Raw genomic sequence first — 25,049 nt, forward strand, 5'->3', positions numbered from 1 at the left:
TCAAACCTATAGAGCAAAAAAAATAGAAATATACCCTCGGTAGTGCGTAATTTATTTAAGAATAGATAGAATTTGGTCAGATTCTATGCATTTTCTCAATTTGGAAAATGCTTTTTGGAGGGTGTTAGAAACACTTTGAGTACTTATTCCCATAACCTCTGCTATTTGTTTAACAGAGAGGCTGTTGTAGAATTTCAAATATATCACTTCCTTTTGTCTTTCCGGAAGTAGGTTTAGGTGTTTAAGAAGTGTAGTGTTATCCGTAAAAGAATTTTTTTGATTTTTATGTAATTCTTCCTCCAAAAAGTTGAATACCTCACCCGTTTCAATTGATGTGGTCTGCTGTAAGGCCTTTCGTTGTTTGGTAATTTCTTTTAAAATTGTTCTTCTAAAAGAAATCATCAAATAGGCTTTTACATTTTCAACCTCAGAGAAATTAGCGGCGTTGGTATGTAAATAGACAAAGAAGTCTTGTAATGCCTCTTTAGTCATCTCTTGATTGCCAGATAATTTTAACCCATAAAAGTATAGGGGAGAGTAGTATTTTTTAAAAAGGCTCTTGAAAGCATCCTGCTTGCCTTTTTTAAATTCTGACCATAGTATTTGATCTAATACCTCCATTAATTATAGCTTCTCTTTGCTAAATGTATAAAATTATTTTAATGTTAATTATAGGTTAAAGACAGATTAACAAGAATAAACTATAAAATTGATGCCAAATATTAGTGAGAAGTACAGGGCTAAATTATATTTGTGGTTTAAATTTAATAATGGAAGAAAACGAAGAATATACTGGTATTTGGATGAAGATAGGTTGTTTTTTATCGGCCTTGGCACTATTAGGTATTGTTTTTCTTCTAGGTTACTTAGCTTATTCAATGTTTAATAGGTTATAGTATTAATTGTTTTCTTCAACTTATCTTTGCAGCCTTTAATAAACAAGCAATAAACTTCTCTAAATATGAAAGCAGGTATCGTAGGTTTACCTAACGTTGGAAAATCCACCCTTTTTAACTGTTTGTCCAATGCAAAGGCACAAAGTGCAAATTTTCCTTTTTGTACAATAGAACCAAATATTGGTGTGGTAAATGTTCCAGACCCGCGATTGGAAAAATTAGAATCGCTTGTTAATCCAGAAAGAGTGGTACCGGCCACGGTAGAGATAGTAGATATAGCCGGTTTGGTAAAAGGTGCAAGTAAGGGAGAAGGATTAGGAAACCAATTTCTTGGAAACATTAGGGAAACGGATGCAATTTTGCATGTTCTACGTTGTTTTGACAACGATAATGTTGTGCACGTAGATGGTTCTGTAGATCCCATTAGAGATAAAGAAACCATTGATATGGAATTGCAGTTAAAAGATTTAGAAAGTGTTGAGAAAAAACTTGACAAAGTAAAAAGAGCTGCAAGAACCGGTAATAAAGAAGCGCAAAAAGAAGAAGCTGTTTTAATACAACTAAAAGAAGGATTAGAAGCAGGCCAATCTGTACGTGCTATCATGGTGTCTGATGATGATAAAATTGAATTTGTAAAACCGTTACAGTTAATAACGGACAAACCCGTAATGTATGTTTGCAATGTAGACGAGGCGGCCGCAGTAGAAGGAAATGCTTACGTAGAAAAGGTTAAAGAAACCGTAAAAGACGAAAATGCAGAAGTTATTTTCTTAGCGGTAGGTACCGAGGCGGATATAAATGAACTAGATTCTTATGAAGAACGCCAAATGTTCTTGGAAGATTTAGGTTTAACAGAGCCTGGAGCTGCAAAATTAATTCGAGGTGCCTATAAGTTACTAGATTTGGAAACGTATTTTACAGCTGGTGTTAAAGAAGTAAGGGCTTGGACCATTCCCGTTGGAGCCACAGCACCACAAGCTGCGGGTGTAATACATACCGATTTTGAAAAAGGTTTTATTAGGGCAGAAGTAATTGCATATGAAGATTACGTTCAATTTGGTAGTGAATCTAAAGTTAAGGAGGCCGGTAAAATGCGTGTAGAAGGTAAAGAATACATTGTAAAGGATGGCGATGTTATGCATTTTAGGTTTAATGTTTAACCTTTGGGCATTCCATTTTAGTTCTAAAGTATAAAATCATATGTTTTTTACACAGTAGGTTAGTACTATGACTAAACCTACATCTAATAATCTTGGAATCTTAATTGGGTTGTTAGGAGTTGTTCTTTTTTCTTCTAAAGCTATTATGGTTAAGCTTGCGTATCTCTATAAAGTTGACACGTTAAGTCTTTTGCTTTTGAGAATGGGGTTCGCACTTCCCTTTTATATTGTTATCCTATGTTATTTGGAGTATAAGCAACCCCAAAAAATCAGGGCTAAAACCTTTTTGTGGTTGGTGTTGTTTGGTTTTGTGGGCTATTACTTGGCCAGCTATTTTGATTTTTTAGGTCTAAAATATATAAAGGCTGGTCTGGAGCGCATCATCTTATTTATTTACCCCACAATAGTTGTGCTGCTATCTTACGTATTTTTAAAGGTAAAGGTTTCTAAAAAACAGAAAATAGCCATAGGAATTACTTATTTGGGAGTGTTAATTACATTTTGGAATGAGTTAAGTGTTACTGGAAATAATGTCTGGCTAGGAGCGCTTCTGGTTGTATTAAGTGCAATAACATATGCCTCTTATTTGGTAGGTAGTGGTTGGTTAATTCCAAAATTAGGGGTTTTACGTTTTACTTGCTACGCAATGCTAGTTTCTACTTTTTGTATTCTAATTCACTACATTGCGGTAAATCCTTTAAATACGGTTCTTAATTTACCTTACCCCGTTTATGCCTACGGCTTTGGAATGGCTATTGTTGCCACATTAATTCCTTCGTTTTTGGTTTCTTGGTCTATAAAAACCATTGGCGCCAATAATTTTTCAATTCTTGGTAGCGTAGGGCCAATTTCTACAATAGTATTGGCCTACCTTTTTTTAGAAGAAAAACTATCTTGGTTGCAGCTTTTAGGAATGTTAGTGGTTATTGTGGGAATTATTTATTTATCAATCAATAAACAAAAACGTTGATAATCACATATCAACAATAGCAGCTTTTTATTTGTTGATTAAATTATAGCGCTCCCATTTTTATTTTTCGTACATAATTTTATATTCGTTGGGATAATCCTACTACATAATGGCACAAACTCAATATACCGAAGATAATATTCGCTCGTTAGACTGGAAAGAGCATATTCGTATGCGACCCGGTATGTATATTGGTAAATTGGGCGATGGTTCTTCTGCAGATGATGGTATTTACATACTTTTAAAGGAGGTTTTAGACAACAGTATTGATGAATTTGTCATGGGTACTGGTAAAACCATCGAAATTACTATTAAGGACAACACGGTAAAGGTTAGGGATTATGGTCGTGGTATTCCTTTAGGCAAGGTGGTAGATGTAGTGTCTAAAATGAATACGGGAGGTAAGTATGACACCCGTGCATTTAAAAAATCAGTTGGTCTAAATGGTGTGGGTACCAAAGCGGTTAATGCTTTATCTACTTTTTTCAAGGTAGAATCCGTAAGGGATGGTCAGGCCAAAAGTGCTGAATTTTCTGTTGGAAATTTGGTAGAGGAGGAGTTGGTAGATTCTACAAAGCGTAAAGGGACAATGGTAACCTTTACCCCGGACGAGACTATTTTTAAAAAGTACAAGTATAGAAACGAGTATGTAGAGCGCATGCTCAAAAACTATGTGTACCTAAACCCTGGGTTAACCATTGTTTTTAATGGCGAAAAATATTATTCAGAAAACGGTCTTAAAGATTTATTGGAAGACAACAATAATGAAGACGATTTTCTGTATCCAATTATCCATTTAAAAGGAAATGATATTGAAATTGCCATTACGCATAGTAAAACACAATATAGTGAGTCCTATCATTCTTTTGTAAATGGCCAACACACTACGCAAGGGGGTACACACCAAGCTGCTTTTAGGGAAGCTGTGGTAAAAACGGTTAGAGACCATTTTGGTAAAAACTACGATGCATCAGACGTTAGAAAGTCTATAATTTCTGCTATTTCCATTAAAGTAATGGAACCAGTTTTTGAAAGCCAAACCAAAACCAAGTTGGGGTCTACGGATATGGGGGGGGACCTGCCCACGGTTAGAACGTATATTAACGATTTTGTTGGGAAATATCTAGACAATTACCTCCATAAAAACCCTGAAACAAGAGATGTCTTACAACGTAAGATAGTGCAGGCAGAAAAGGAGCGTAAGGAACTATCTGGCATACGTAAATTAGCAAGGGAAAGAGCTAAAAAGGCAAGTCTGCACAATAAAAAACTGCGAGACTGTAGAGTGCATTTAGGGGACATGAAAAACGATAGGCGCTTAGAAACCACTTTGTTTATAACAGAGGGAGACTCTGCTTCTGGCTCTATTACCAAGTCTAGGGACGTAAATACACAGGCTGTATTTAGTTTAAGGGGTAAACCTTTGAACTCTTATGGGATGAGCAAAAAAATTGTTTATGAAAACGAAGAATTTAACCTCTTACAAGCAGCCTTAAATATAGAAGATTCTTTAGAAGACCTGAGGTATAATAATATTGTTATTGCTACGGATGCAGATGTAGATGGTATGCATATTAGATTGTTGCTGATCACTTTCTTTTTGCAATTTTTTCCTGAATTAATACGAGAAAATCACCTTTATATACTACAAACACCGTTATTTAGGGTAAGAAATAAGAAAGAGACAATTTACTGTTATAGCGATGAAGAAAAGGTAAATGCCATAGAAAAGTTAAGCGGTAAACCAGAAATAACACGATTTAAAGGTTTAGGGGAAATTTCACCAGATGAATTTCAACATTTTATTGGAGACGATATTCGTCTAGAACCTGTGATGTTGGATAAAGCGATGTCTATAGACCAATTATTACAGTTCTATATGGGTAAGAATACACCAGACCGTCAAAAATTCATCATAAACAATCTTAAAGTAGAGCTAGACCTAGTAGAAGAGAACTAACCCAATACCATTATACCAAACTAATCTTTCAATGGAAGAAAATGAAGCCTTGAACAATGGCGAAGGACAATCGGAAAATCAACAAGAAGAGGCATTAACCCGGGTAACGGGTATGTACAAAGATTGGTTTTTAGATTATGCATCCTATGTAATATTAGAACGTGCCGTGCCTGCAATTGAAGATGGTTTTAAGCCGGTTCAACGTAGAATTATGCATTCGCTTAAAGAGCTAGATGATGGTAGGTATAACAAGGTTGCCAATGTAGTAGGGCATACGATGCAATACCATCCTCATGGTGATGCCAGTATTGGTGATGCAATGGTTCAAATTGGCCAAAAAGATTTATTGATTGATACTCAGGGAAACTGGGGAAATATATTAACAGGAGATGGTGCTGCTGCATCACGTTATATAGAGGCCAGACTATCTAAATTTGCGTTAGATGTTGTATTTAGTCCTAAAATAACCGAGTGGCAACAGTCTTATGATGGTCGTAAAAAAGAGCCTGTAAACCTTCCGGTTAAGTTTCCACTATTGTTGGCGCAGGGTGCAGAAGGGATTGCGGTAGGTTTATCTACCAAAATTTTACCACATAATTTTAATGAGCTTATAGATGCCTCTATAAATCATTTAAAAGGTAGGAGTTTTAAGTTGTATCCAGACTTTCCCACTGCAGGTATTATAGATGTAAGCAATTATAATGATGGTCTTAGGGGTGGTAAAATACGTGTAAGGGCTAAAATTGATAGTTTAGACAAGAATACACTGGTAATTAAGGAGATACCCTATGGCACAAACACCTCTTCCTTAATCGATTCCATCTTAAAAGCTAACGATAAGGGCAAAATCAAGGTTAAGAAAATTGAAGACAATACTGCGGCAGAGGTGGAGATTTTGGTGCATTTGCCAAGCGGGCTTTCTCCAGATAAAAGTATTGATGCTTTATATGCATTTACATCTTGCGAGTCGTCTATATCTCCATTAGCGTGTATTATTGAAAACAATAAGCCCGTATTTATGGGGGTTTCTGAAATTCTAAAGCGTTCCACGGATAACACCGTGAATATGCTAAAACAAGAGTTGGAAATTCAGCTGCATGAGCTAGAGGAGCAATGGCATTTTTCTTCCTTGGAACGCATTTTTATTGAAAATAGGATTTACCGCGAAATAGAAGAAGAAGAAACTTGGGAAGGGGTTATAGCGGCTATAGATAAAGGTTTGCAGCCACATATAGGTCACCTTAAAAGAGCTATAACCGAAGATGATATTGTTCGTTTAACAGAAATTCGTATCAAACGCATATCTAAATTTGATTTGGATAAGGCGAAACAATATCTAGAGAGCTTAGAAGATCGCATTGCAGAAACTAAACATCATCTAGATAATTTAATCGATTTTGCAATTGCCTATTTTAAAGAGTTAAAAACTAAGTACGGTAAAGGTAGGGAGCGTAAATCTGAGATTAGAATCTTTGACGATATTGAAGCAACCAAAGTGGTTATAAGGAACACCAAGCTTTATGTAAATAGGGAAGAGGGTTTCATTGGTACATCATTAAGAAGAGATGAATATGTTACAGATTGTAGCGATATTGATGATATAATTGTCTTTACACAATCTGGGAAAATGATGGTGACCAAGGTTGATAGTAAAACATTTGTAGAGAAAGGAATTATACATGTGGCTGTCTTTAAGAAAAAAGACAAGCGTACAACCTATAATATGGTCTATAAAGACGGCAAAGGTGGCCCCAGTTATATTAAGCGATTTAATGTAACAAGTATAACCAGGGATAAAATGTATGATTTAACCAATGGGAAAGCTGGAAGTGAATTATTATACTTTTCTGCTAACCCTAATGGTGAAGCAGAAGTAATTACCGTACACTTAAGGCAATCTGGTAGTATTAAAAAGTTGAAGTGGGACATTGATTTTGCCGATATTCTTATTAAGGGAAGAAGCTCTAAAGGAAATACGGTTTCTAAGTATGCGGTAAAACGTATTGAACTTAAGGAAAAGGGTGTTTCCACATTAAAACCAAGAAAAATTTGGTTCGATGATGTTGTGCGCCGTCTAAATACCGATGAGCGAGGCGAGCTTTTAGGTGCTTTTAAAGGAGAAGATTTGCTCTTGGTGGCCAATAAGAAGGGTATTGTTAAAACCATTACCCCAGATTTAAATACACGCTTTGATGACGATATGATTATTTTGGAAAAATGGGTTCCGGAAAAGCCCATCTCAGTAATCTATTATGATGGTGAAAAAGAAAGATATTACCTAAAACGTTTTTTAATAGAAAACACAAACAAAGAAGAGCTCATAATCAGTGAGCACCCTAAAACACAACTAGAGCTAATCTTAACGGATTGGAGGCCTATGGTAGAGTTGGAGTTCATAAAGCCAAGAGGAAAAGACCCTAAACCCAATGAGACGGTAAATGTAGAAGAATTTATAGCTGTTAAGGGAATTAAAGCGCAAGGCAACCAATTAACCACAGATAAACTAAAACACGTAAATGTATTGGAAGCTTTACCATATGAAGTAGAAGAAGAAATAGCGGAAGTTGAAGAGAATAGTAATGACGCTATAAGCGAGGACAATACCAAAATTGATACAAACAATGACGAATCTGACCAAACAACGTTGTTTTAGATCAATATTAAATATATCTTACCATCCTTGAATAATAACACTAATTACATTTTTTAATTTATGGATTTTACAAACCCGTTAGTATACGGTGTGCCAGTATTTATTGCTTTTATATTGGTAGAGCTTACGTATAGTAAGACACATGGAGATGATCATATTTACGAATGGAAAGATTTGGCCGCTAGTGGATTTATGGGAATTGGTTCGGCAATTTTAGGACCTCTGTTTAAAGTGATTTTTATGGTGGTGTTATTCAATGCTACCTATAACTTTTTTAATCCAGAAAGCATAGAAGGGGTACGCACCAATATTTTGGGTTACCAATCTTTTGGTTATGCTTGGTATGTTTGGTTGCTTTGTATGCTGGCAGATGACTTTACATATTATTGGTTTCATAGAGCTAATCATGAAATTAGGGTTTTATGGGCTGCACATATTGTTCACCATTCTTCAGATAACTTTAACCTAGGTACTGCTATTCGTAATGGTTGGTTTACAATTCTTTACAAACCTTTATTTTATATGTGGATGCCAGCAATAGGTTTTCCGCCAGAAATGGTAATTGTTTGCCTGGGTATAGAAGCGCTATGGCAGTTTCAATTGCATTCTCAATATATACCTAAGATGGGGTTTTTAGAGAAAATCCTTAATACGCACACTATGCATCAAGTACATCATGCGCAGAACGTAGAATATTTAGATAAAAATCACGGTGGTTTTCTAAACATATTTGATAAACTATTTGGTACTTGGAAAGAATATGATGAAGAAATAGAGGTGAAGTATGGCGTAATACATGCACCAAACTCTTACAATCCCATAGTGATTTTAACGCATGAGTTTAAAGATATATGGAACGATGTTAAAAAGGTAGATAAGCTTTCGCATAAGCTAATGTACATATTTGGCCCTCCTGGTTGGAGCCATGATGGTAGCACCATGACTGTTAAACAACAACAAGCAGAGTTTAAAGAGAAAAAGAAAAAAGGTTTTGCATTTAAGCGACCTAATTAAATAAAAAAGGTGCTATGTATATCGCACCTTTTTTATTTAATATCTTTTATTTGACAATAGATTCTTTAAAATTATTCCCTAAAAGCGGTTCCTTTTAATTTATTGGTTTCATCAACAGCACTAAATTCAAAAGTATAAGAACTGTCCGTTGTTGTCAAAATTTTTACATGTATTGCTTTTTCTTCGGACCTGTTTTTCGGATTGGTGTTTTTTAAAACGCATTCGCAATCATTTATCCATCTTACAGAACTAGTATCTATATTTCCGTTGAAATAATCCACTTCAAATTCGTTATTTCTGATGAACCTAGTTCGTAGTGTATCACCGTTTACAATACTAGAAAAAGAATACGTACCCGTTTGGTGTTTTTTACAATCCCTTTCGGGTTGCTTTAAGCATGAAGTAAATAAAAATATAAAGACAATAGGGGAAAGGTACTTCATAATCAATTTTTAATTTAAGATTACAAAAATACCTTAAATTTTAGGCAAATAAGATTCGAATGTTCCATCCTCGTAAAAAATTACAACGTTTTTAACAGCTACTGATTTTCTTTTCTCAGCATCCTGTTCTGTTGTCCTCTCGTTAATTGGTTCTTGCATCTTTTGCGAATTAGAAGTTGCGCATATATTACCCTTACCATATAAAAACCAGTGAAGATTAATATCTGGATAAGCTTCAAACAGCTTTAATATAAAATCCAAACTAGGTTTGTTTCTACCTGATAAAATGTGCGAAATGCTAGAACGCGGCACCCCAATTTTATCGGCAAAGCTAGATGCTGTTTCATCGTAATAGGAAATTACTTCTTTTATTCTATCTAACATACTTGTTTACAAATGTAAATTATTGGTAAATATCTAAAATATATACCAATTTTTTCAAACTTTTTCTAGACAAATATGTTTAAATAAAAATTATATGTAAAATATTATAAAATATTGAAATACAAATTTATACATGAAGTAACTAAATATAATTTACAATTGTAAATAGGTTGGGCGGAATTATAGAATTGTACGTTTTTATAATTTGACTATGGTTATTGTTTAAAATGTTTGGAAAATTATTTTTTTTGTGTCGATAATCGGGAAAAACTTACATTATACTCAAAAAACCACACATTTTATTATGTTATATTTCTTAATTAATTACTTTTACTGCAAAATATTTTAATAATGAGTAAAGTTAAGCTTGACGAAATAGACCATCAGATATTAGATATGCTGATTGACAATACGAGAACTCCTTTTACGGATATCGCAAAAAAATTGTTGATTTCTGCTGGTACTGTTCACGTTAGAGTAAAGAAAATGGAAGAAGCGGGTATTATTAAAGGTTCTTCCTTAACCTTAGATTATGTAAAATTAGGTTACTCTTTTATTGCCTACGTAGGCATCTTTTTGGAGAAGACACATCAAACTAAATTTGTATTGGAGCGTTTGTCTCAGATACCATATGTGACAGTTGCTCACATTACCACAGGTAAATTCAATATCTTTTGTAAAATACGTGCAAGAGATACAACTCATGCTAAAAACATAATTTTTAAAATTGATGATATTGATGGTATCAGTAGAACTGAGACTATGATTTCTCTTGAGGAAAGTATTAACGACAAAAAGCGTTTAATGCATACAATATTTAATGAACTTTAGAATTGAAAGCATCTAATTTACCGGAAATAGAATATCCAGAATTCTACAAACCTTATATAGTTGCTTTAAAAGATTTGGAATTGGATCAGGTTTTGATTCATTCCAAATCTTCTTTTTTAGATACTATGTCACTTTTAAAGGAGGCTGATTTAAATTTTAGGTACGCTAAAGGAAAATGGTCGGTAGCAGAATTAATAATTCATATTATTGATACAGAACGCATTTTTCAATACAGGGTATTAAGGCTGGCTCGTAATGATAAAACTCAATTACCTGGTTTTGAACAGGACGATTATATCAATTTTAGTAATGCAGAAAATAGAACGCTAAAAAGTTTAATTAGAGAATTTGAAGTGGTACGGGATTCAAGTATTTTATTGCAAAAAAGCTTAACCCAATCTTCATTAGAATTTATAGGCAAGGTAAGCGGTGGTTCAATGTCCGTACGCGCAATACTTTTCATGCTAGCCGGTCATGTGGTCCACCATGAAAAAATATTGCGAGAACGCTATTTAAACCTTTAATCTGTTAAAGGCAAATCTGCTTCACCTAACTCCTTGCTTAACTCCGTTTCAATTACTTTATCAAAGTTCTCAATAAAGGAAGTAAGACTATTGCTGATTTTGACGAGGTAGACGGTATCTTCTGTTTTTACTTCTACGGCTTCAATTATTTCACCATTTGGTTTTTTTAAGGTATAGATATCTTCATCACCATAGCCATGAGGATATTTATCTAATAATAAAGAAGCTTTTTTGTGGTCTAAATTCTTGTAACTAATAATTTTTCGCTGCATGGTTTACTGTGGTTTAGGTTATACACCTAAGCTACTAAAAACCAATGTGCTCTGTTTAATATTAGTTGTAAAAGCTTAATTTTTTGTTGGCTAACTTAGTGTAATTTGTAGTATGTAAAAGCTTCGTCAATTAATTCATCCGGAACTTTTACATCTACCACAGCATCTCCAATTTCATTTAATAGTACAAAATTAATATTGCCATGGCTATTCTTTTTATCATGGATTAGTAGCGATTTAATCTTCGATATTTCAGCAATTGAAATGGCTACTTTAGGATAAAACCTTAAAAAAGTTTCTTTTATTTCATCTAAATCCAATTTTGATAACCCGGTTAACTTGTGTGCCAGATAGGCTTCTAAAATCATACCTATAGCTATAGCCTCGCCATGTAATAGGGTTTCTCTATCTGTGGATTCTAGAAAATAAGATTCTACTGCATGCCCTAGGGTATGTCCAAAATTGAGCTTTTTACGAACACTATTTTCTCTTGGATCTTCGGTAACAATATCGCTCTTTATTTTTACCGATTTAAGAATAGACTTTGCATCCTTACTTACACCATTATTTCTTAAAGTATTCCAATACTCCCTATCCACAATTAACCCATGTTTAAGCATTTCTGCAAAACCACTAATAACTTCTCTTTCTGGTAAAGTTTTTAGAAAACTGGGTAAAACTAGAACCATTTTTGGTTGTTGTATTACTCCTATCTGATTCTTAAGAGGACCAAGGTCCACGCCATTTTTGCCCCCAACGGAAGCGTCTACCATAGCTAGTAATGTGGTAGGTATATTTATAAAATCTATTCCCCTTTTAAAGGTGCAGGCAACAAAACCACCTAAATCAGTTACAACTCCGCCTCCTAAATTTATTAATAAACTCTTCCGGTCGCCACCTAAATTAGATAACGATTCCCAAACTTTAAGACAGGTTTCTATATGTTTGTTGGGTTCTCCCGGGGCAATTGTAATTATGGCATCTACTTCACCATTAAACATCTTGTGGAACAATGGTAGGCAATGTTTATTGGTGTTCTCATCTACCAAAACAAATATTTTGGAATAAGAATTAGCTATAATACTTTGGTTTAAAGCTTCTTTAGCAACCGCATCAAAATGTACCTCATGAGAGGCTGTAATTAGAGACTGCATAGTTTAGTTTTATTTTCAAAGAAAGAAATATTTTGAAGATATATTTATGTATTCCTTGCTTATATTCGCAACTTTATTGAATGTGTAAAAATGAAGCAAATTTTTGAGGATACTTCAATTGCTTTTCGTCTTAAAAGTGATTCTGAATTAGAGCGAGCTTATTTTTTATTTAAACTAATTGCAAACCAACCTTTGGTTAAAATTGGCACAGCGGTAACCAACTTTGCATTGAATGCACATTTACCCGTAGAAGGTTTAATAAGAGCAACTGTTTTTGATCATTTCTGTGGAGGTGTAAATGAAAAAGATTGTATGTCTGTAATTGATAACATGTATGGTGCAGGTGTTTACTCCATTCTTGATTATTCTGTAGAGGGTAAAACGGTAGAGAATCAATTAGACCATGCTTTAGAAAAAATTTTAAAGGTTTTAGACTTTGTTAAGGAAAAACAAGCCATACCATTTGCAGTTTTTAAGCCCACTGCTTTTGCACGTTTTGGGCTATTAGAAAAGGTTAACCAAAAAGTAAATCTTTCTGAGGATGAAAAGGCGGAATGGCAACGAGTGGTTAACCGGTATGATCAAGTTTGTAAAAAAGCACATCAGTTAGATGTTTCTTTATTAATAGACGCTGAAGAAAGCTGGATACAAGAAGCAGCTGACACTTTGGCTTGGGAAATGATGTTAAAGTATAATAAAGAAAAACCTGTAGTTTTTAATACCGCGCAACTGTACCGCTGGGATCGTTTGGAATTCTTGAATAGCTTATACCAAAATGCCAAAGAGCATGGTATTAAAGTTGGTATAAAGGCAGTTAGGGGTGCTTATATGGAAAAGGAGAACAGTAGGGCAGAAGAGCATAATTACAAAAGCCCTATTTGCGAATCCAAACAAGCTACGGACGTAAACTTTGATGAAGGCATTGAATTCATGGCAGAGCGTTTAGACGTATTTACCATCTTTGCAGGCACCCATAATGAAGCGAGTTCTTATAAGCTAATGCAAATTATGGCGGATAAGGGTATTGACCACAATGACCAGTCCATATGGTTTGGTCAACTATATGGCATGAGCGATAACATTAGTTATAATTTAGCGGCTTATGGATATAACGCCGCAAAATACTTGCCTTACGGTCCGGTAAGAGATGTTATGCCTTATTTAATTAGAAGGGCAGAGGAGAATACTTCGGTTGCCGGACAGACCTCTAGAGAATTAGAGCTACTTAGAAAAGAACGAAATAGACGAAGAATGTAGGTTTAAGGATTACTAATTGTAACCTTGTCTTTACAATTGGTTGCTTTGATTTTTTCGCCCTTATCATTTTCTATAATATAAAATTTACAAGGTTCGGCTTTGGTGTCACTTGCGCCAAAGTCAACATTGCCTTCCTTAAAAAAGGCTTTCCAGGCAATACTGTCATTAGCTAGAAACTGCTCCACATTATCTTCATAAACAAATGTTTTGCTTCTAATGTCTTTTAGCACTCTGCAATTAGGTAAATAACAAAAGTCTAAAGATTTGCCGCCAGAAGTTTGCTTAAGAATAAAGACGAAAAAAACCAATCCTATGGACAGTCCTACTAGGTACCAGCCTAAACGTTTAATAAATCCGAACATCCTTAAAAAATCAAGAAATTAATATCATTGTACGAAAGTCCGAACCAATCGCCAACACTTTTATTAGTTAAAATACCATGATACATATAAAGGCCATTACGTAAGCCGCGGTCAAAACGCAGCGAATTTTCTAACCCACCATCTTCTCCTATTTTTAAAAGATACGGTGTAAAAATATTACTTATAGAAATAGAAGAAGTTCTTGGATATCTAGACGGTATATTAGGAACACCGTAGTGTAAAACGCCATACTTTTCTAAAACTGGCTTTTTGTGGGTAGTAATTTCTGAAGATTCAAAACAACCACCCATATCTATACTTACATCTATGATTACCGCCCCTTTTTTCATATGCTCCACCATAGTGTTGGTAACTACTACTGGTGAACGGTCTTTACCCCTTACGGCTCCAATAGCAACATCGCACCTTTTTAGGGCTTTAAGCAAGTTTTTAGGCTGTATGGTAGAAGTGTATACAGTCTGATTTAAATTGGTCTGGATATTTCTGAGTTTGGTTATGCTGTTATCAAAGATTTTTATATTGGCACCTAATCCCAAAGCGGATCGGGCAGCAAATTGCCCTACAGTACCAGCCCCTATGATAACAACTTCAACTGGAGGTACGCCACTAATATTACCAAACATAAGACCATTGCCACCATTTGAAGTAGCCATTAGTTCCGAAGCAATAAGTATGGAAGATATTCCAGCAATTTCACTTAAGGATCTGACGGCTGGGTACTTTCCATCCTCATCCCTAATATACTCAAAAGCAATTGCGGTTATTCTTTTTTTTGCCAATGCTTCAAAATACTTTTTCTCTTGTGTTTTAATCTGTAAAGCAGAAATTATTATGGTTTGCGGATTAATCAGTTCAATTTCAGCCAGGGTAGGAGGTTCCACCTTTAAAATTAAAGGGCAGGAAAATACTTTCTTAATATCATTAGTAATTTCTCCGCCGGCATTGGTATAGTCAATATCTGTATAATTGGCAGCTTCGCCTGCACCTGATTCAATTAAGACACGATGTCCATTGGATGTTAATGCATTGACGGCATCCGGTGTTAAGCAAATTCTTTTTTCTTGATATTGATTTTCTTTAGGTAAACCTATAAAGAGCTCTCCTTTTTGTTTTAATATTTCTAAAGTTTCTTCTTGTGGTAAAAGTTGTTGTTTACTAAAAGGAAAGGGTTGGTCCATAAATCTATCGCACTAGGAAGACAAATTTACATTTTTTTTAAAAGGGCGGCTTTTTGTTGTTCTAGCTTTTCCCATTCTTTTTTAAGTGCTTCTTTTTCCTTTAAAAATTTTAATTCTTGGTCCATGGCTTTTAAATCAATACCATGCACATATTTATCAACTAATTTAAGTCGAATAAAATATATAATGGGCGTGATTACCATGTTTATAGCAACAATATATAAAATCTCATTTTCGTCTACAATATTGGATTCAAATGTTATTGCAGAAAGAAGCTGAAAAGCATACATCGTAATTGGTATTATAATTGCATGATACCACCACTCTTTACAGGTTATAAACCATATAAATAATAGCATTAAGGGGATATATTTACTCAAGTAGTAATAAATAGCATTATTAATATCCTCAAAACCATTTGCATCTAATTTTATTCCTAAAAAATATGTTTCTTGAATTCCATCGGGAATGTATTTCCAAGCATAATGAATTAAAGGAGATATAATAATAAAGACTGAAATCAATCCTTCGATTAAAAATTTATTTCTAAGTGTGTTTTTTTTTGCCATACAGTAATGATAACTAAGAAACTTTAAAATTATTGTTCAAAAAAAAAGCTCCATACTAATGGAGCTTTTTAATTCAGAAAGGATGCAAATTAAAATTTTTTATATCCTTTTTTCTTGACGCTGGCTTCTTGTTTAACAGTGTCTTCGTTAAGAACTGTAGTTGAAACAGTCGCCATGGCTAAAAATGCTACAGCCATCATGCCAAATAATACTTTTTTAGTGTTCATCGTAATAAAAGTAATTGGTTAATAAATAAATTGAATCAATTCACAACAAATGTAGGAAAATATTTCACCTAAAAAGCGTTTAGTCGACATATTTTGCTTTTTAACGATAATATCATCTATTCATCGAGGGAATTTTTGTTACCCTGAATATAGAAAAAATCTATTTAAGAAAAAATTAATACTCGATAGACCTTGTATTTTCATCGATAAACGACAGCTTTATAATAGACCTAACCGTTGGTAGTAAATTAGCTATTACATCTGGCCACTCTATGAAAACATATTTGCCTGAATATAAATACTCTTCAATCCCTAAATCAAACGCTTCTTCTTCTGAGTTTAAACGATAACAATCAAAATGGTAAGCTACTACATCACCATTTTCATTATGGTATTCACTTACAATTCCAAATGTTGGACTGTTCCCTTGGTCAACCACCTTTAATTCTTTTAAAAGATGTTTAATGGTCGTAGTCTTACCTGCTCCCATTTCACCTTTAAAACACAGTATTTTTTCATCTATATCGGTTAATAATATTTTTGCGATGTTAGGTAGCTCACTTTTATTAAAATTGATTTTTGGCATCTTACTTTGGGTCTAAAACAATAAAGGGTACAATCATTTCTTCTAAAGATATACCCCCATGCTGGTACGTATTTCTATAATAGCTAACATAATGGTTGTAGTTATTTGGGTAGGCAAAAAACAAATCGTTTTTAGCAAAAATATAGGAACTACTTACATTAATTGCCGGTAATTGTATATTAGCAGGATTAGTTGCCGATAAAACATCTTTTTCATTGTATGTTAGGCTTTTACCGGTTTTATACCTAAGGTTTAGGCTTGTTTGTTTGTCGCCTATAACTTTTGAGGGTTGTTTAACGTTAATGGTGCCATGATCCGTTGTTATTATTAATTTTAATCCCAACTGCTGGGCTTGCTGTATAATTTCTAAAAGGGGACTGTTTTTAAACCAACTTAAGGTTAAACTACGGTAAGCTTTATCGTCGCCGGCCAACTCTTGTATTACATCCATTTCAGTTTTTGCGTGCGAAAGCATATCCACAAAATTATAAACAACCACGGTTAAATCATTGTTTTTTTGACTATTGAAATTAGAGGCCAAATGTTTCCCTTGTTTTAAGCTGCTAATTTTATGATATTCCCAATTAATATCTAGTTTCAGTCGTTTTAATTGTGCGCCTAAAAAGTCGGCTTCGTGTAGATTTTTCCCTCCGTCATCCGTATCGTTTTTCCACCAATTTGGATGTTTTTTGGACATTTCCAATGGGGTTAATCCAGAAAAAATGGAGTTTCTGGCATATTGTGTTGCGGTAGGTAAAATAGAAAAATAGGCATTTTCCTGTCTTTTTTTATAATAGTTGCCCAGCGTTTCTTCAAATGCATACCATTGGTCATATCTTAAGTTGTCTATTACAATTAAAAGAGTCTTGTTTTCTTTGATTTCTGGTGAAATCAAAGTTTTAAATAAGTTATGGCTTAATATAGGTCCTTTACCAGAAAACCAATCTGGGTAGTTGGCATCTATAAACTTGCTAAATTGGGTGTTTGCCTCGATTTTTTGAGAATTGAGTATTTCGCACATGCTGTTATCTTCAATGTCTTCTAATTGAAGCTCCCAGTATATTAGTTTTTTATATAGGTCTACCCATTCCTCCCAGGTATTAACCATAGCCAAGTCCATAGCTATTTTTCTAAACTCTTGCTGATAGTTTGCAGTTGTTCTTTCAGAAACTAATCTAGAATGGTCTAAATTCTTTTTTAAAGAAAGTAGTATCTGATTTGGATTAACAGGTTTTATAAGATAGTCTGCAATTTTGCTGCCAATGGCTTCTTCCATTATATATTCTTCCTCACTTTTAGTAATCATAACAATTGGTAAGGTGCTGTCTATAAGCTTAATTTCAGAGAGGGTTTCTAAACCACTAAGACCAGGCATGTTTTCATCTAAAAAAACAATATCAAAATTGTTTTCCTTTACTTCGGCAAGGGCTTCTTGTCCACTTGGTGCGCTAATTACCTTGTATCCTTTTTTTTCCAAAAAAAGTATATGGGGTTTTAACAAGTCAATTTCGTCATCGACCCATAAAATGATAAATTCTTTCATTTCAAATTTTAACTGTGCTTTTCTTATAACTTTTTTTTTGGTCTTGGTAAGGTATGTAAAGAAACGAACAAACCATTTAATGGAGTGTGTTATCTTTGTTAGGTAAAAATATAAACCTTGGCACAGACCAACAAGCTCAAAATATTTAATGACCCAATTTACGGGTTTATAGGAACGCCTAACGAACTAATTTTTAACTTAATAGCTCATCCTTATTTTCAACGGTTAAGGCGTATTAGCCAAATGGGGCTATCCTATTTGGTGTATCCAGGGGCACACCATACTAGGTTCCATCATGCTTTGGGTTGCATGCATCTTATGCGAAAAGCAATTGAAATTCTTCGATTTAAGCAGGTGACTATTTCTAAAGAAGAAGAGAACGCTCTATTATGTGCTATTTTGTTGCATGATATTGGCCATGGACCTTTCTCGCACGCACTGGAACATACTTTGGTTTTAGGGCATAGTCACGAAAGTCTTTCCCTTCGATTAATGGAGGAGTTGAATAAAGAATTTAATGGGCAATTAACTTTAGCAATTAGAATATTTCAAAATAATCACGATAAGAAGTTTTTAAATCAGCTTGTATCCAGTCAATTAGATATGGATCGGTTAGATTATTTAAGAAGAGATAGTTTTTATACTGGGGTTACCGAAGGTAATATTAGTTCTGAACGATTAATTACCATGCTCAATGTAAAGAATAACGAGCTGGTTGTAGAGGAAAAAGGATTGTATTCTGTTGAAAAATTCTTAATGGCGAGGAGATTTATGTATTGGCAGGTTTATTTACATAAAACTAGTTTGGCTGCAGAACAACTTTTGGTGCGTATCATGAATAGGGCAAGAGAACTTGCTGATAGCGGTGTTAAACTAAACGTTTCTAAAACACTTGAATTTTTCATTACCAGAAAAGAGGAAGCGCTACTTGATCAAGAAGTTTTATTAATGTTTACCCAGTTAGACGATGTGGATGTGCTAGCAGCTCTTAAAGGTTGGCAGTTTCATGAAGATTTCATCCTTTCGGAATTATCAAAAATTATTCTGAATAGAAACTTATTAAAGGTAAAAGTTAAAAACAAACCATTTAATCAAGTAAAACTAAATCATAAAAGAGAACTGGTTAAAAAGCAGTTTGATCTAGATGATTCACAATTGGATTATTTTGTTTTTACTGGAGCTGTAGGTAATCAGGCTTATAATAAAGAAAGTGAGAACATACACATTCTTTCAAAAAATGGAAAGTTGGTAGATGTTGCAAAAGCATCGGATCACTTTAATTTGGCGGCACTTTCAGAAAAAGTAACCAAATACTATGCATGCTACCCTAAGATAAGCGTATAACAAATTTTCTTACTTTTGCGGCAATGAAATTTACAGCCACTCAAATAGCCGGCATTTTAGAAGGAGAGGTTCTGGGTAATCCTGAAATCACCGTTCATAAACTTTCTAAAATTGAAGAAGGAGAAAATGGTTCTTTAACCTTTTTAGCAAATCCAAAATATACCCATTATATATACAGTACTAAAGCATCGGTTACCATAGTTAATAAAGACTTTGAACCAGAGCAAGATTTGAGTACCACACTTATTAAGGTAGAGGATGCCTATAATGCATTCTCTAAGCTTCTAGAATATTACAATCAAGTTAAAAACAATAAAGTAGGTATAGAGAATCCATCCTATGTTGCGGAAAGTGCTACTTATGGAACAGACATTTACCTTGGTGCTTTTGCATATTTAGGAGAGAACGTTAAGCTTGGTGATAATGTTAAAATATATCCTAATGTATACATTGGAGACAATGTAACCATAGGCGATAATAGTGTAGTTTTTGCTGGCGCAAAAATATATTCGGACTGTAGTATTGGTAAGGAATGTGTTATACACAGTGGAGCCATCATAGGAGCGGACGGATTTGGTTTTTCTCCTGATGAAAACGGTGTATACAAAAAAGTGCCACAAACCGGAAACGTTATTATAGAAGACCACGTAGATGTAGGAGCTGGTACTACCATAGACAGGGCTACCTTAGGTTCAACTATACTTAGAAATGGAGTTAAGTTGGATAATCAGATAATGATTGCCCATAATGTTGAAATTGGAGAGCATACGGCAATTGCGGCACAAACTGGTGTTGCTGGGTCTACAAAGATTGGAAAACACTGCTTAATAGGTGGACAAGTTGGTATTGTAGGCCATATTGTTATTGGAGATAGGGTTAAAATTCAAGCGCAGTCGGGTATTGGCCGTAATATTAAAGATGACGAAGTGCTTCAGGGTTCACCTGCGCTTAATTATGGAGATTATAATAAGTCTTACGTACACTTTAAAAATTTACCAAAAATAGTTCAAAAGATTTCTGAATTAGAAAAGAGAACAGAAAATGGAAGTCATTAAGACAAAACAAAAAACAATATCTAAACCAATTACCTTAAAAGGTGTTGGTCTACATACCGGTGAAGATGTAACAATGACGTTTTTACCTGCAGAGCCAAATATGGGATTCGCTTTTAAACGTGTAGATTTAGAAGGAGAGCCCATTATAGAAGCGGATGCTAACTATGTGGTAAACACACAGAGGGGTACTAATTTAGAGAAAAGAGGCGTTAAAATACAGACTTCGGAACATGTATTGGCCGCCTTGGTAGGCTTAGGTATAGACAATGTACTAATAGAGTTAAATGCCCCTGAACCGCCAATTATGGATGGTTCTTCTAAATATTTTGTAGAAGCTTTGGAAGAGGCCGGTATTGTAGAACAAGACGCCGAAAGAGACGAATATGTGGTGAAAAATGTAATTTCTTACCGCGATGAGAATACCGGGAGTGAAATTACCATCATACCGTCAGATTCATATCAAGTTACAACAATGGTAGATTTTGGTACCAAAGTCTTAGGTACCCAAAATGCCACTTTGGAAAGAATGTCAGACTTTAAGGAGGAGATTTCTTATGCAAGAACCTTTTCTTTTCTGCACGAGTTGGAGGCGCTGCTAGAGCATGGTTTGATAAAAGGAGGAGATTTAAATAATGCTATTGTTTATGTAGATAAAGAAATCTCTGATAGTACCATGAAAAAGCTTGAAAAAGCTTTTGATAAAGAAAAACTGTCGGTTAAGCCAAATGGTATTCTAGACAATCTAACCCTGCATCAACCAAATGAGGCAGCAAGGCATAAATTGTTAGATGTTATTGGAGATCTTGCTTTGATTGGTACTCCTATTAGAGGTAAAGTTATAGCCAACAAGCCGGGACATTTTGTAAATACACAATTTGCTAAAAAGCTTAAGAAAATTATTAAGCAAGAAAGGCGAAACAACGTTCCGGATATTGATTTGCATGCAAAACCAGTGAAGGATATTCATCAAATAATGGATATGTTGCCACATAGGCCACCATTTTTGTTGGTAGATAAAATCATGGAATTGTCAGATAAGCACGTAGTTGGTGTTAAAAACGTAACCATGAACGAGCCCTTTTTTGTAGGACATTTTCCAGGGGCCCCAGTTATGCCAGGTGTTTTACAGGTAGAAGCAATGGCGCAAACCGGTGGTATTTTAGTATTAAGTACGGTGCCAGACCCAGAAAACTATTTAACCTTCTTTATGAAAATAGATAAGGTTAAGTTTAAACAACAAGTTTTACCAGGAGATACTTTAATATTTAAATGTGATTTAATATCACCTATTCGTAGGGGAATTTGCCATATGCAAGCCTATGCTTACGCCAATGGCAAGTTAGTATCGGAAGCAGAGTTAATGGCCCAAATTGTAAAAACAAAAGGAAATTAAGAGATGAATCAGCCATTAGCATATGTACATCCTGGGGCAAAAATCGCCAAAAACGTTGTAATTGAGCCTTTTACCACTATTCATAATAATGTTACCATAGGTGAAGGTACTTGGATTGGTTCCAATGTAACTATAATGGAAGGGGCGCGCATTGGTAAAAATTGCAACATTTTTCCTGGTGCCGTTATTTCGGCTATGCCACAAGATTTAAAATACCAAGGAGAAGAAACTACGGTGCATATTGGTGATAATACCACAATTAGAGAATGTGCAACTATAAATAAAGGTACCACAGATCGTATGAAAACGGTAATTGGAAACAATTGCCTTATAATGGCCTACAGCCATATTGCCCATGATTGTTTGGTAGGTGATGGGTGCGTGTTTAGTAACAACTCAACACTTGCTGGTCATGTAACCATAGGAGATAACGTGGTACTAGCAGGTATGGTAGCAGTACATCAATTCGTATCCGTTGGACATCATGCGTTTGTTACAGGAGGTTCTTTAGTGCGTAAAGACGTACCACCTTTTGTTAAGGCAGCTAGAGAACCACTTTCCTATGTAGGAATTAATTCAATAGGATTGCGTAGAAGAGGCTTTACCGCAGAAAAAATTCGCGAAATCCAAAACATTTACAGAATTTTATATCAAGGAAATTACAACAACTCTCAAGCTGCGGAAATTATAGAGGCAGAGATGGAGGCAACTCCAGAAAGAGACGAAATACTACAATTTATTCGTGATTCACAAAGAGGAATCATGAAAGGTTATTTTAGCAACAATTAATAGAACATGGCAAGTACATCAGACATTAGAAAAGGATTATGCATCCGTTACAACAACGATATTTATAAAATTATAGAGTTTTTACACGTAAAACCAGGAAAAGGACCTGCTTTTGTAAGAACAAAACTTAAAAGTGTTACTTCAGGTAAGGTTATAGATAACACTTTCTCTTCCGGACATAAAATAGAAGATGTTCGTGTAGAAACACGTTCGTATCAATTTTTATATCCAGAAGGTGACACGTTTCATTTCATGAATACGGATGATTATAACCAAATTGCGCTGCAAAAAGATAATTTGGACACGCCAGATTTATTAAAAGAAGGTGAAGTGGTTACTATCATCTTTAATGCAGAAGATCAAATGCCATTATCTGTAGATATGCCGGCTAGTGTAGTTTTGGAGGTAACGCATACAGAGCCAGGAGTAAAGGGCAATACAGCTACAAACGCTACTAAACCGGCAACTGTAGAAACAGGTGCTCGTATTAATGTTCCTTTGTTTATTAATGAGGGAGATAAAATAAAGATAGACACTGAAAAGGGTGCCTATATGGAAAGAGCTAAAGAATAAGTAGCTTAAATGAAATTCCCAAAAACCTATAATTTAGGAGAAATTGCTCAGCTAATAAATGCGGAGTTTGTTGGTCCAGAAGATTTTCCTGTTACCGGCATGAACGAAATTCATGTGGTGGAGAAAGGAGATATTGTCTTTGTAGACCATCCTAAATATTACAATAAGGCATTAGAATCTAATGCTACTACAGTGCTTATTAATAAAAAGGTAGATTGTCCAAAGGGTAAATCCCTTTTGATTTCTGACGATCCCTTTAGGGATTTTAATAAGTTAACCCAGCACTTTAAGCCGTTTAATCAAGCAAGCAAAAATATTGCTGATAGCGCTATTATCGGTACAGGCACTATAGTACAACCCAACGCTTTTATTGGTAATAATGTAATTATAGGAAAAAACTGCTTAATACAGGCTAACGTAGCTATCTATGATGATTGCGTCATTGGAGATAATGTAACCATACATGCTGGTACTGTTTTAGGTGCAGATGCGTTTTACTATAAAAAAAGGCCAGATGGTTTTGATAAATTACTCTCCGGGGGTAGGGTTGTTATTGAAAATAATGTGGACATTGGAGCGGGCTGTACTATTGATCGCGGTGTTACAGGAGATACAACCATTAAAGCAGGTTCCAAGTTAGACAATCAAATACAGGTAGGGCATGATACGGTTATTGGACATAAATGCTTAATTGCTTCCCAATGTGGAATTGCCGGTTGTGTGGTCATAGAAGATGAAGTTACGTTATGGGGACAAGTTGGTGTTACCAGTGGAATTACTATTGGAACCAAGGCCGTAGTCTTGGCCCAAACCGGTATTTCAAAATCCCTTGAAGGGCATAAGACCTATTTTGGTAGCCCTGTAGAGGAGGCTCGGGAAAAGCTTAAACAATTGGCACATGTGAAGCAAATACCAGGAATCATTCAAAAATTAAAAAACATTTAAAAGGGATACTTTATTTTTCATAGGTAATACCATATTTTTGTACAACTTACAAACAAAATAATATGAGCGTTCTAGTCAACAAAGACTCAAAAATAATTGTTCAGGGCTTCACAGGAAGCGAAGGAACTTTCCATGCAGAGCAAATGATAGAATACGGTACCAATGTAGTTGGTGGTGTAACTCCAGGAAAAGGTGGTCAAGAGCACCTTGGTAAACCCGTATTTAATACAGTTGAAGAGGCAGTAGAGAAAGTTGGTGCAGATACCACTATTATTTTTGTACCACCAGCATTTGCTGCTGATGCCATTATGGAAGCTGCAGATGCAGGTATTAAAGTAATTATTACAATTACAGAAGGTATTCCGGTTGCGGATATGGTAAAGGCATATGATTACATACAAAACAAAGAATGTAGGTTAATAGGTCCTAACTGTCCAGGTGTAATTACACCAGAAGAAGCAAAAGTTGGGATAATGCCCGGTTTTGTATTTAAAAAAGGTGGGGTAGGTATCGTTTCTAAATCTGGTACTTTAACATATGAAGCTTCTGATCAGGTTGTACGTCAAGGATTAGGTATTTCTACTGCTATTGGTATTGGTGGTGATCCAATTATTGGTACTACAACTAAAGAAGCGCTAGAATTGTTAGTGAATGACCCAGAAACCAATTGTGTGGTTATGATTGGCGAAATTGGCGGTCAATTAGAAGCAGAAGCTGCCAAATGGTACAAAGAGAGCGGAAGTGAAAAACCTGTTGTTGGTTTTATTGCTGGCGAAACAGCTCCTGCTGGTAGAACTATGGGGCATGCTGGTGCAATTGTAGGTGGTAGTGATGATACTGCACAAGCTAAGAAAAAAATTATGGCATATTGTGGAATTCATGTTGTAGATTCCCCTGCAGAAATAGGTAAAAAAGTTAAAGAAGTGGTAAGTTAATTGTGTAACAA

26 protein-coding genes are annotated in these 25,049 nt (G+C 34.9%); 15 read left to right on the forward strand and 11 right to left on the reverse strand.

Features of this window, described 5'->3' with window-relative positions:
- Positions 1-51: 51 nt before the first annotated feature.
- A complete protein-coding gene (locus tag ACXAGS_RS05080) occupies positions 52-621 on the reverse strand; it encodes an RNA polymerase sigma factor (protein WP_474905102.1) in 570 nt (189 codons plus the stop codon).
- Positions 622-961: 340 nt separating this feature from the next.
- Between ACXAGS_RS05080 and ychF the strand changes: the two genes are divergently transcribed.
- The 5 genes from ychF to ACXAGS_RS05105 all read left to right on the forward strand — a co-directional run bounded on the left by ychF (position 962) and on the right by ACXAGS_RS05105 (position 8,653).
- Complete coding sequence (gene ychF, locus ACXAGS_RS05085) at positions 962-2,056, forward strand: redox-regulated ATPase YchF (RefSeq protein WP_474905104.1); 1,095 nt, start codon at positions 962-964, stop codon at positions 2,054-2,056.
- A 67-nt stretch (positions 2,057-2,123) separates the two neighbouring features.
- Positions 2,124-3,026, forward strand: coding sequence for a DMT family transporter (locus tag ACXAGS_RS05090; RefSeq protein WP_474905106.1), 903 nt, complete (start codon positions 2,124-2,126; stop codon positions 3,024-3,026).
- Positions 3,027-3,135: 109 nt separating this feature from the next.
- Positions 3,136-4,986, forward strand: coding sequence for a DNA topoisomerase IV subunit B (locus tag ACXAGS_RS05095; protein WP_474905108.1), 1,851 nt, complete (start codon positions 3,136-3,138; stop codon positions 4,984-4,986).
- A 31-nt stretch (positions 4,987-5,017) separates the two neighbouring features.
- On the forward strand, positions 5,018-7,639 hold the full coding sequence (locus ACXAGS_RS05100; RefSeq protein WP_474905109.1) for a DNA gyrase/topoisomerase IV subunit A: 2,622 nt from the start codon (positions 5,018-5,020) through the stop codon (positions 7,637-7,639).
- A gap of 60 nt (positions 7,640-7,699) precedes the next feature.
- The gene (locus ACXAGS_RS05105) at positions 7,700-8,653 is read left to right on the forward strand and encodes a sterol desaturase family protein (RefSeq protein ID WP_474905110.1); all 954 of its coding nucleotides are present in this window, start codon (positions 7,700-7,702) and stop codon (positions 8,651-8,653) included.
- A 71-nt stretch (positions 8,654-8,724) separates the two neighbouring features.
- On the opposite strand, the gene ACXAGS_RS05110 is transcribed toward ACXAGS_RS05105, so the two are convergent.
- Positions 8,725-9,096 (reverse strand): DNA topoisomerase IV, encoded by a 372-nt coding sequence (locus ACXAGS_RS05110; protein WP_474905111.1) that lies wholly within the window; start codon positions 9,094-9,096, stop codon positions 8,725-8,727.
- Positions 9,097-9,129: 33 nt separating this feature from the next.
- Positions 9,130-9,480, reverse strand: coding sequence for a helix-turn-helix domain-containing protein (locus tag ACXAGS_RS05115; RefSeq protein ID WP_474905113.1), 351 nt, complete (start codon positions 9,478-9,480; stop codon positions 9,130-9,132).
- Between the two features lie 351 nt (positions 9,481-9,831).
- On the opposite strand from ACXAGS_RS05115, the gene ACXAGS_RS05120 reads away from it, so the two are divergent.
- Together ACXAGS_RS05120 and ACXAGS_RS05125 are read left to right on the forward strand one after the other, a co-directional pair.
- A complete protein-coding gene (locus ACXAGS_RS05120) occupies positions 9,832-10,311 on the forward strand; it encodes an Lrp/AsnC family transcriptional regulator (protein ID WP_010517091.1) in 480 nt (159 codons plus the stop codon).
- A 2-nt stretch (positions 10,312-10,313) separates the two neighbouring features.
- Positions 10,314-10,835 (forward strand): DinB family protein, encoded by a 522-nt coding sequence (locus ACXAGS_RS05125; RefSeq protein WP_474905115.1) that lies wholly within the window; start codon positions 10,314-10,316, stop codon positions 10,833-10,835.
- Here ACXAGS_RS05125 and ACXAGS_RS05130 read toward each other — a convergent pair.
- Complete coding sequence (locus ACXAGS_RS05130; protein ID WP_474905117.1) at positions 10,832-11,107, reverse strand: hypothetical protein; 276 nt, start codon at positions 11,105-11,107, stop codon at positions 10,832-10,834. The genes ACXAGS_RS05125 and ACXAGS_RS05130 overlap by 4 nt on opposite strands.
- Before the next feature lie 95 nt (positions 11,108-11,202).
- Positions 11,203-12,261 carry a 3-dehydroquinate synthase gene (aroB, locus tag ACXAGS_RS05135; protein ID WP_474905119.1) on the reverse strand — a complete coding sequence of 353 codons (1,059 nt, stop codon included), beginning with the start codon at positions 12,259-12,261 and terminating at the stop codon, positions 11,203-11,205.
- Positions 12,262-12,351: 90 nt separating this feature from the next.
- Between aroB and ACXAGS_RS05140 the strand changes: the two genes are divergently transcribed.
- Positions 12,352-13,518: a proline dehydrogenase family protein gene (locus ACXAGS_RS05140; protein ID WP_474905121.1), complete on the forward strand. Its 1,167-nt coding sequence runs from the start codon at positions 12,352-12,354 to the stop codon at positions 13,516-13,518.
- A 2-nt stretch (positions 13,519-13,520) separates the two neighbouring features.
- Here ACXAGS_RS05140 and ACXAGS_RS05145 read toward each other — a convergent pair whose 3' ends face one another.
- The 6 genes from ACXAGS_RS05145 to porX all read right to left on the reverse strand — a co-directional run bounded on the left by ACXAGS_RS05145 (position 13,521) and on the right by porX (position 18,004).
- Complete coding sequence (locus ACXAGS_RS05145; RefSeq protein WP_474905123.1) at positions 13,521-13,880, reverse strand: DUF4258 domain-containing protein; 360 nt, start codon at positions 13,878-13,880, stop codon at positions 13,521-13,523.
- A gap of 2 nt (positions 13,881-13,882) precedes the next feature.
- On the reverse strand, positions 13,883-15,079 hold the full coding sequence (locus ACXAGS_RS05150) for an alanine dehydrogenase (RefSeq protein WP_474905124.1): 1,197 nt from the start codon (positions 15,077-15,079) through the stop codon (positions 13,883-13,885).
- A gap of 26 nt (positions 15,080-15,105) precedes the next feature.
- Complete coding sequence (locus tag ACXAGS_RS05155) at positions 15,106-15,648, reverse strand: hypothetical protein (RefSeq protein WP_474905126.1); 543 nt, start codon at positions 15,646-15,648, stop codon at positions 15,106-15,108.
- A gap of 89 nt (positions 15,649-15,737) precedes the next feature.
- Positions 15,738-15,875: a hypothetical protein gene (locus ACXAGS_RS05160; RefSeq protein WP_474905127.1), complete on the reverse strand. Its 138-nt coding sequence runs from the start codon at positions 15,873-15,875 to the stop codon at positions 15,738-15,740.
- Positions 15,876-16,050: 175 nt separating this feature from the next.
- Entirely contained in the window at positions 16,051-16,461 is a 411-nt protein-coding gene (tsaE, locus tag ACXAGS_RS05165; RefSeq protein WP_474905129.1) for a tRNA (adenosine(37)-N6)-threonylcarbamoyltransferase complex ATPase subunit type 1 TsaE, read from the reverse strand.
- A gap of 1 nt (position 16,462) precedes the next feature.
- Complete coding sequence (porX, locus tag ACXAGS_RS05170) at positions 16,463-18,004, reverse strand: T9SS response regulator signal transducer PorX (RefSeq protein ID WP_474905131.1); 1,542 nt, start codon at positions 18,002-18,004, stop codon at positions 16,463-16,465.
- A 117-nt stretch (positions 18,005-18,121) separates the two neighbouring features.
- Between porX and ACXAGS_RS05175 the strand changes: the two genes are divergently transcribed.
- The 7 genes from ACXAGS_RS05175 (at position 18,122) to sucD (ending at position 25,038) form a co-directional block, all read left to right on the forward strand.
- The gene (locus tag ACXAGS_RS05175) at positions 18,122-19,348 is read left to right on the forward strand and encodes an HD domain-containing protein (protein ID WP_474905133.1); all 1,227 of its coding nucleotides are present in this window, start codon (positions 18,122-18,124) and stop codon (positions 19,346-19,348) included.
- 23 nt (positions 19,349-19,371) lie between these two features.
- Positions 19,372-20,403 carry a UDP-3-O-(3-hydroxymyristoyl)glucosamine N-acyltransferase gene (lpxD, locus tag ACXAGS_RS05180; protein WP_474905135.1) on the forward strand — a complete coding sequence of 344 codons (1,032 nt, stop codon included), beginning with the start codon at positions 19,372-19,374 and terminating at the stop codon, positions 20,401-20,403.
- Positions 20,390-21,796: a bifunctional UDP-3-O-[3-hydroxymyristoyl] N-acetylglucosamine deacetylase/3-hydroxyacyl-ACP dehydratase gene (locus tag ACXAGS_RS05185; RefSeq protein ID WP_474905137.1), complete on the forward strand. Its 1,407-nt coding sequence runs from the start codon at positions 20,390-20,392 to the stop codon at positions 21,794-21,796. Before lpxD ends, ACXAGS_RS05185 begins: the two co-directional genes overlap by 14 nt.
- A 3-nt stretch (positions 21,797-21,799) precedes the next feature.
- Positions 21,800-22,585 (forward strand): acyl-ACP--UDP-N-acetylglucosamine O-acyltransferase, encoded by a 786-nt coding sequence (lpxA, locus tag ACXAGS_RS05190; protein WP_010517074.1) that lies wholly within the window; start codon positions 21,800-21,802, stop codon positions 22,583-22,585.
- A 6-nt stretch (positions 22,586-22,591) separates the two neighbouring features.
- The gene (gene efp, locus ACXAGS_RS05195) at positions 22,592-23,158 is read left to right on the forward strand and encodes an elongation factor P (RefSeq protein ID WP_010517072.1); all 567 of its coding nucleotides are present in this window, start codon (positions 22,592-22,594) and stop codon (positions 23,156-23,158) included.
- 9 nt (positions 23,159-23,167) lie between these two features.
- A complete protein-coding gene (locus ACXAGS_RS05200) occupies positions 23,168-24,103 on the forward strand; it encodes a UDP-3-O-(3-hydroxymyristoyl)glucosamine N-acyltransferase (RefSeq protein WP_474905139.1) in 936 nt (311 codons plus the stop codon).
- A 62-nt stretch (positions 24,104-24,165) separates the two neighbouring features.
- Positions 24,166-25,038, forward strand: a complete 873-nt coding sequence (gene sucD / locus ACXAGS_RS05205) for a succinate--CoA ligase subunit alpha (protein ID WP_474905141.1) — start codon at positions 24,166-24,168, stop codon at positions 25,036-25,038.
- The last annotated feature ends 11 nt before the right edge of the window (positions 25,039-25,049 follow it).

This window comes from Croceivirga sp. ABH4_376 (assembly GCF_056160685.1).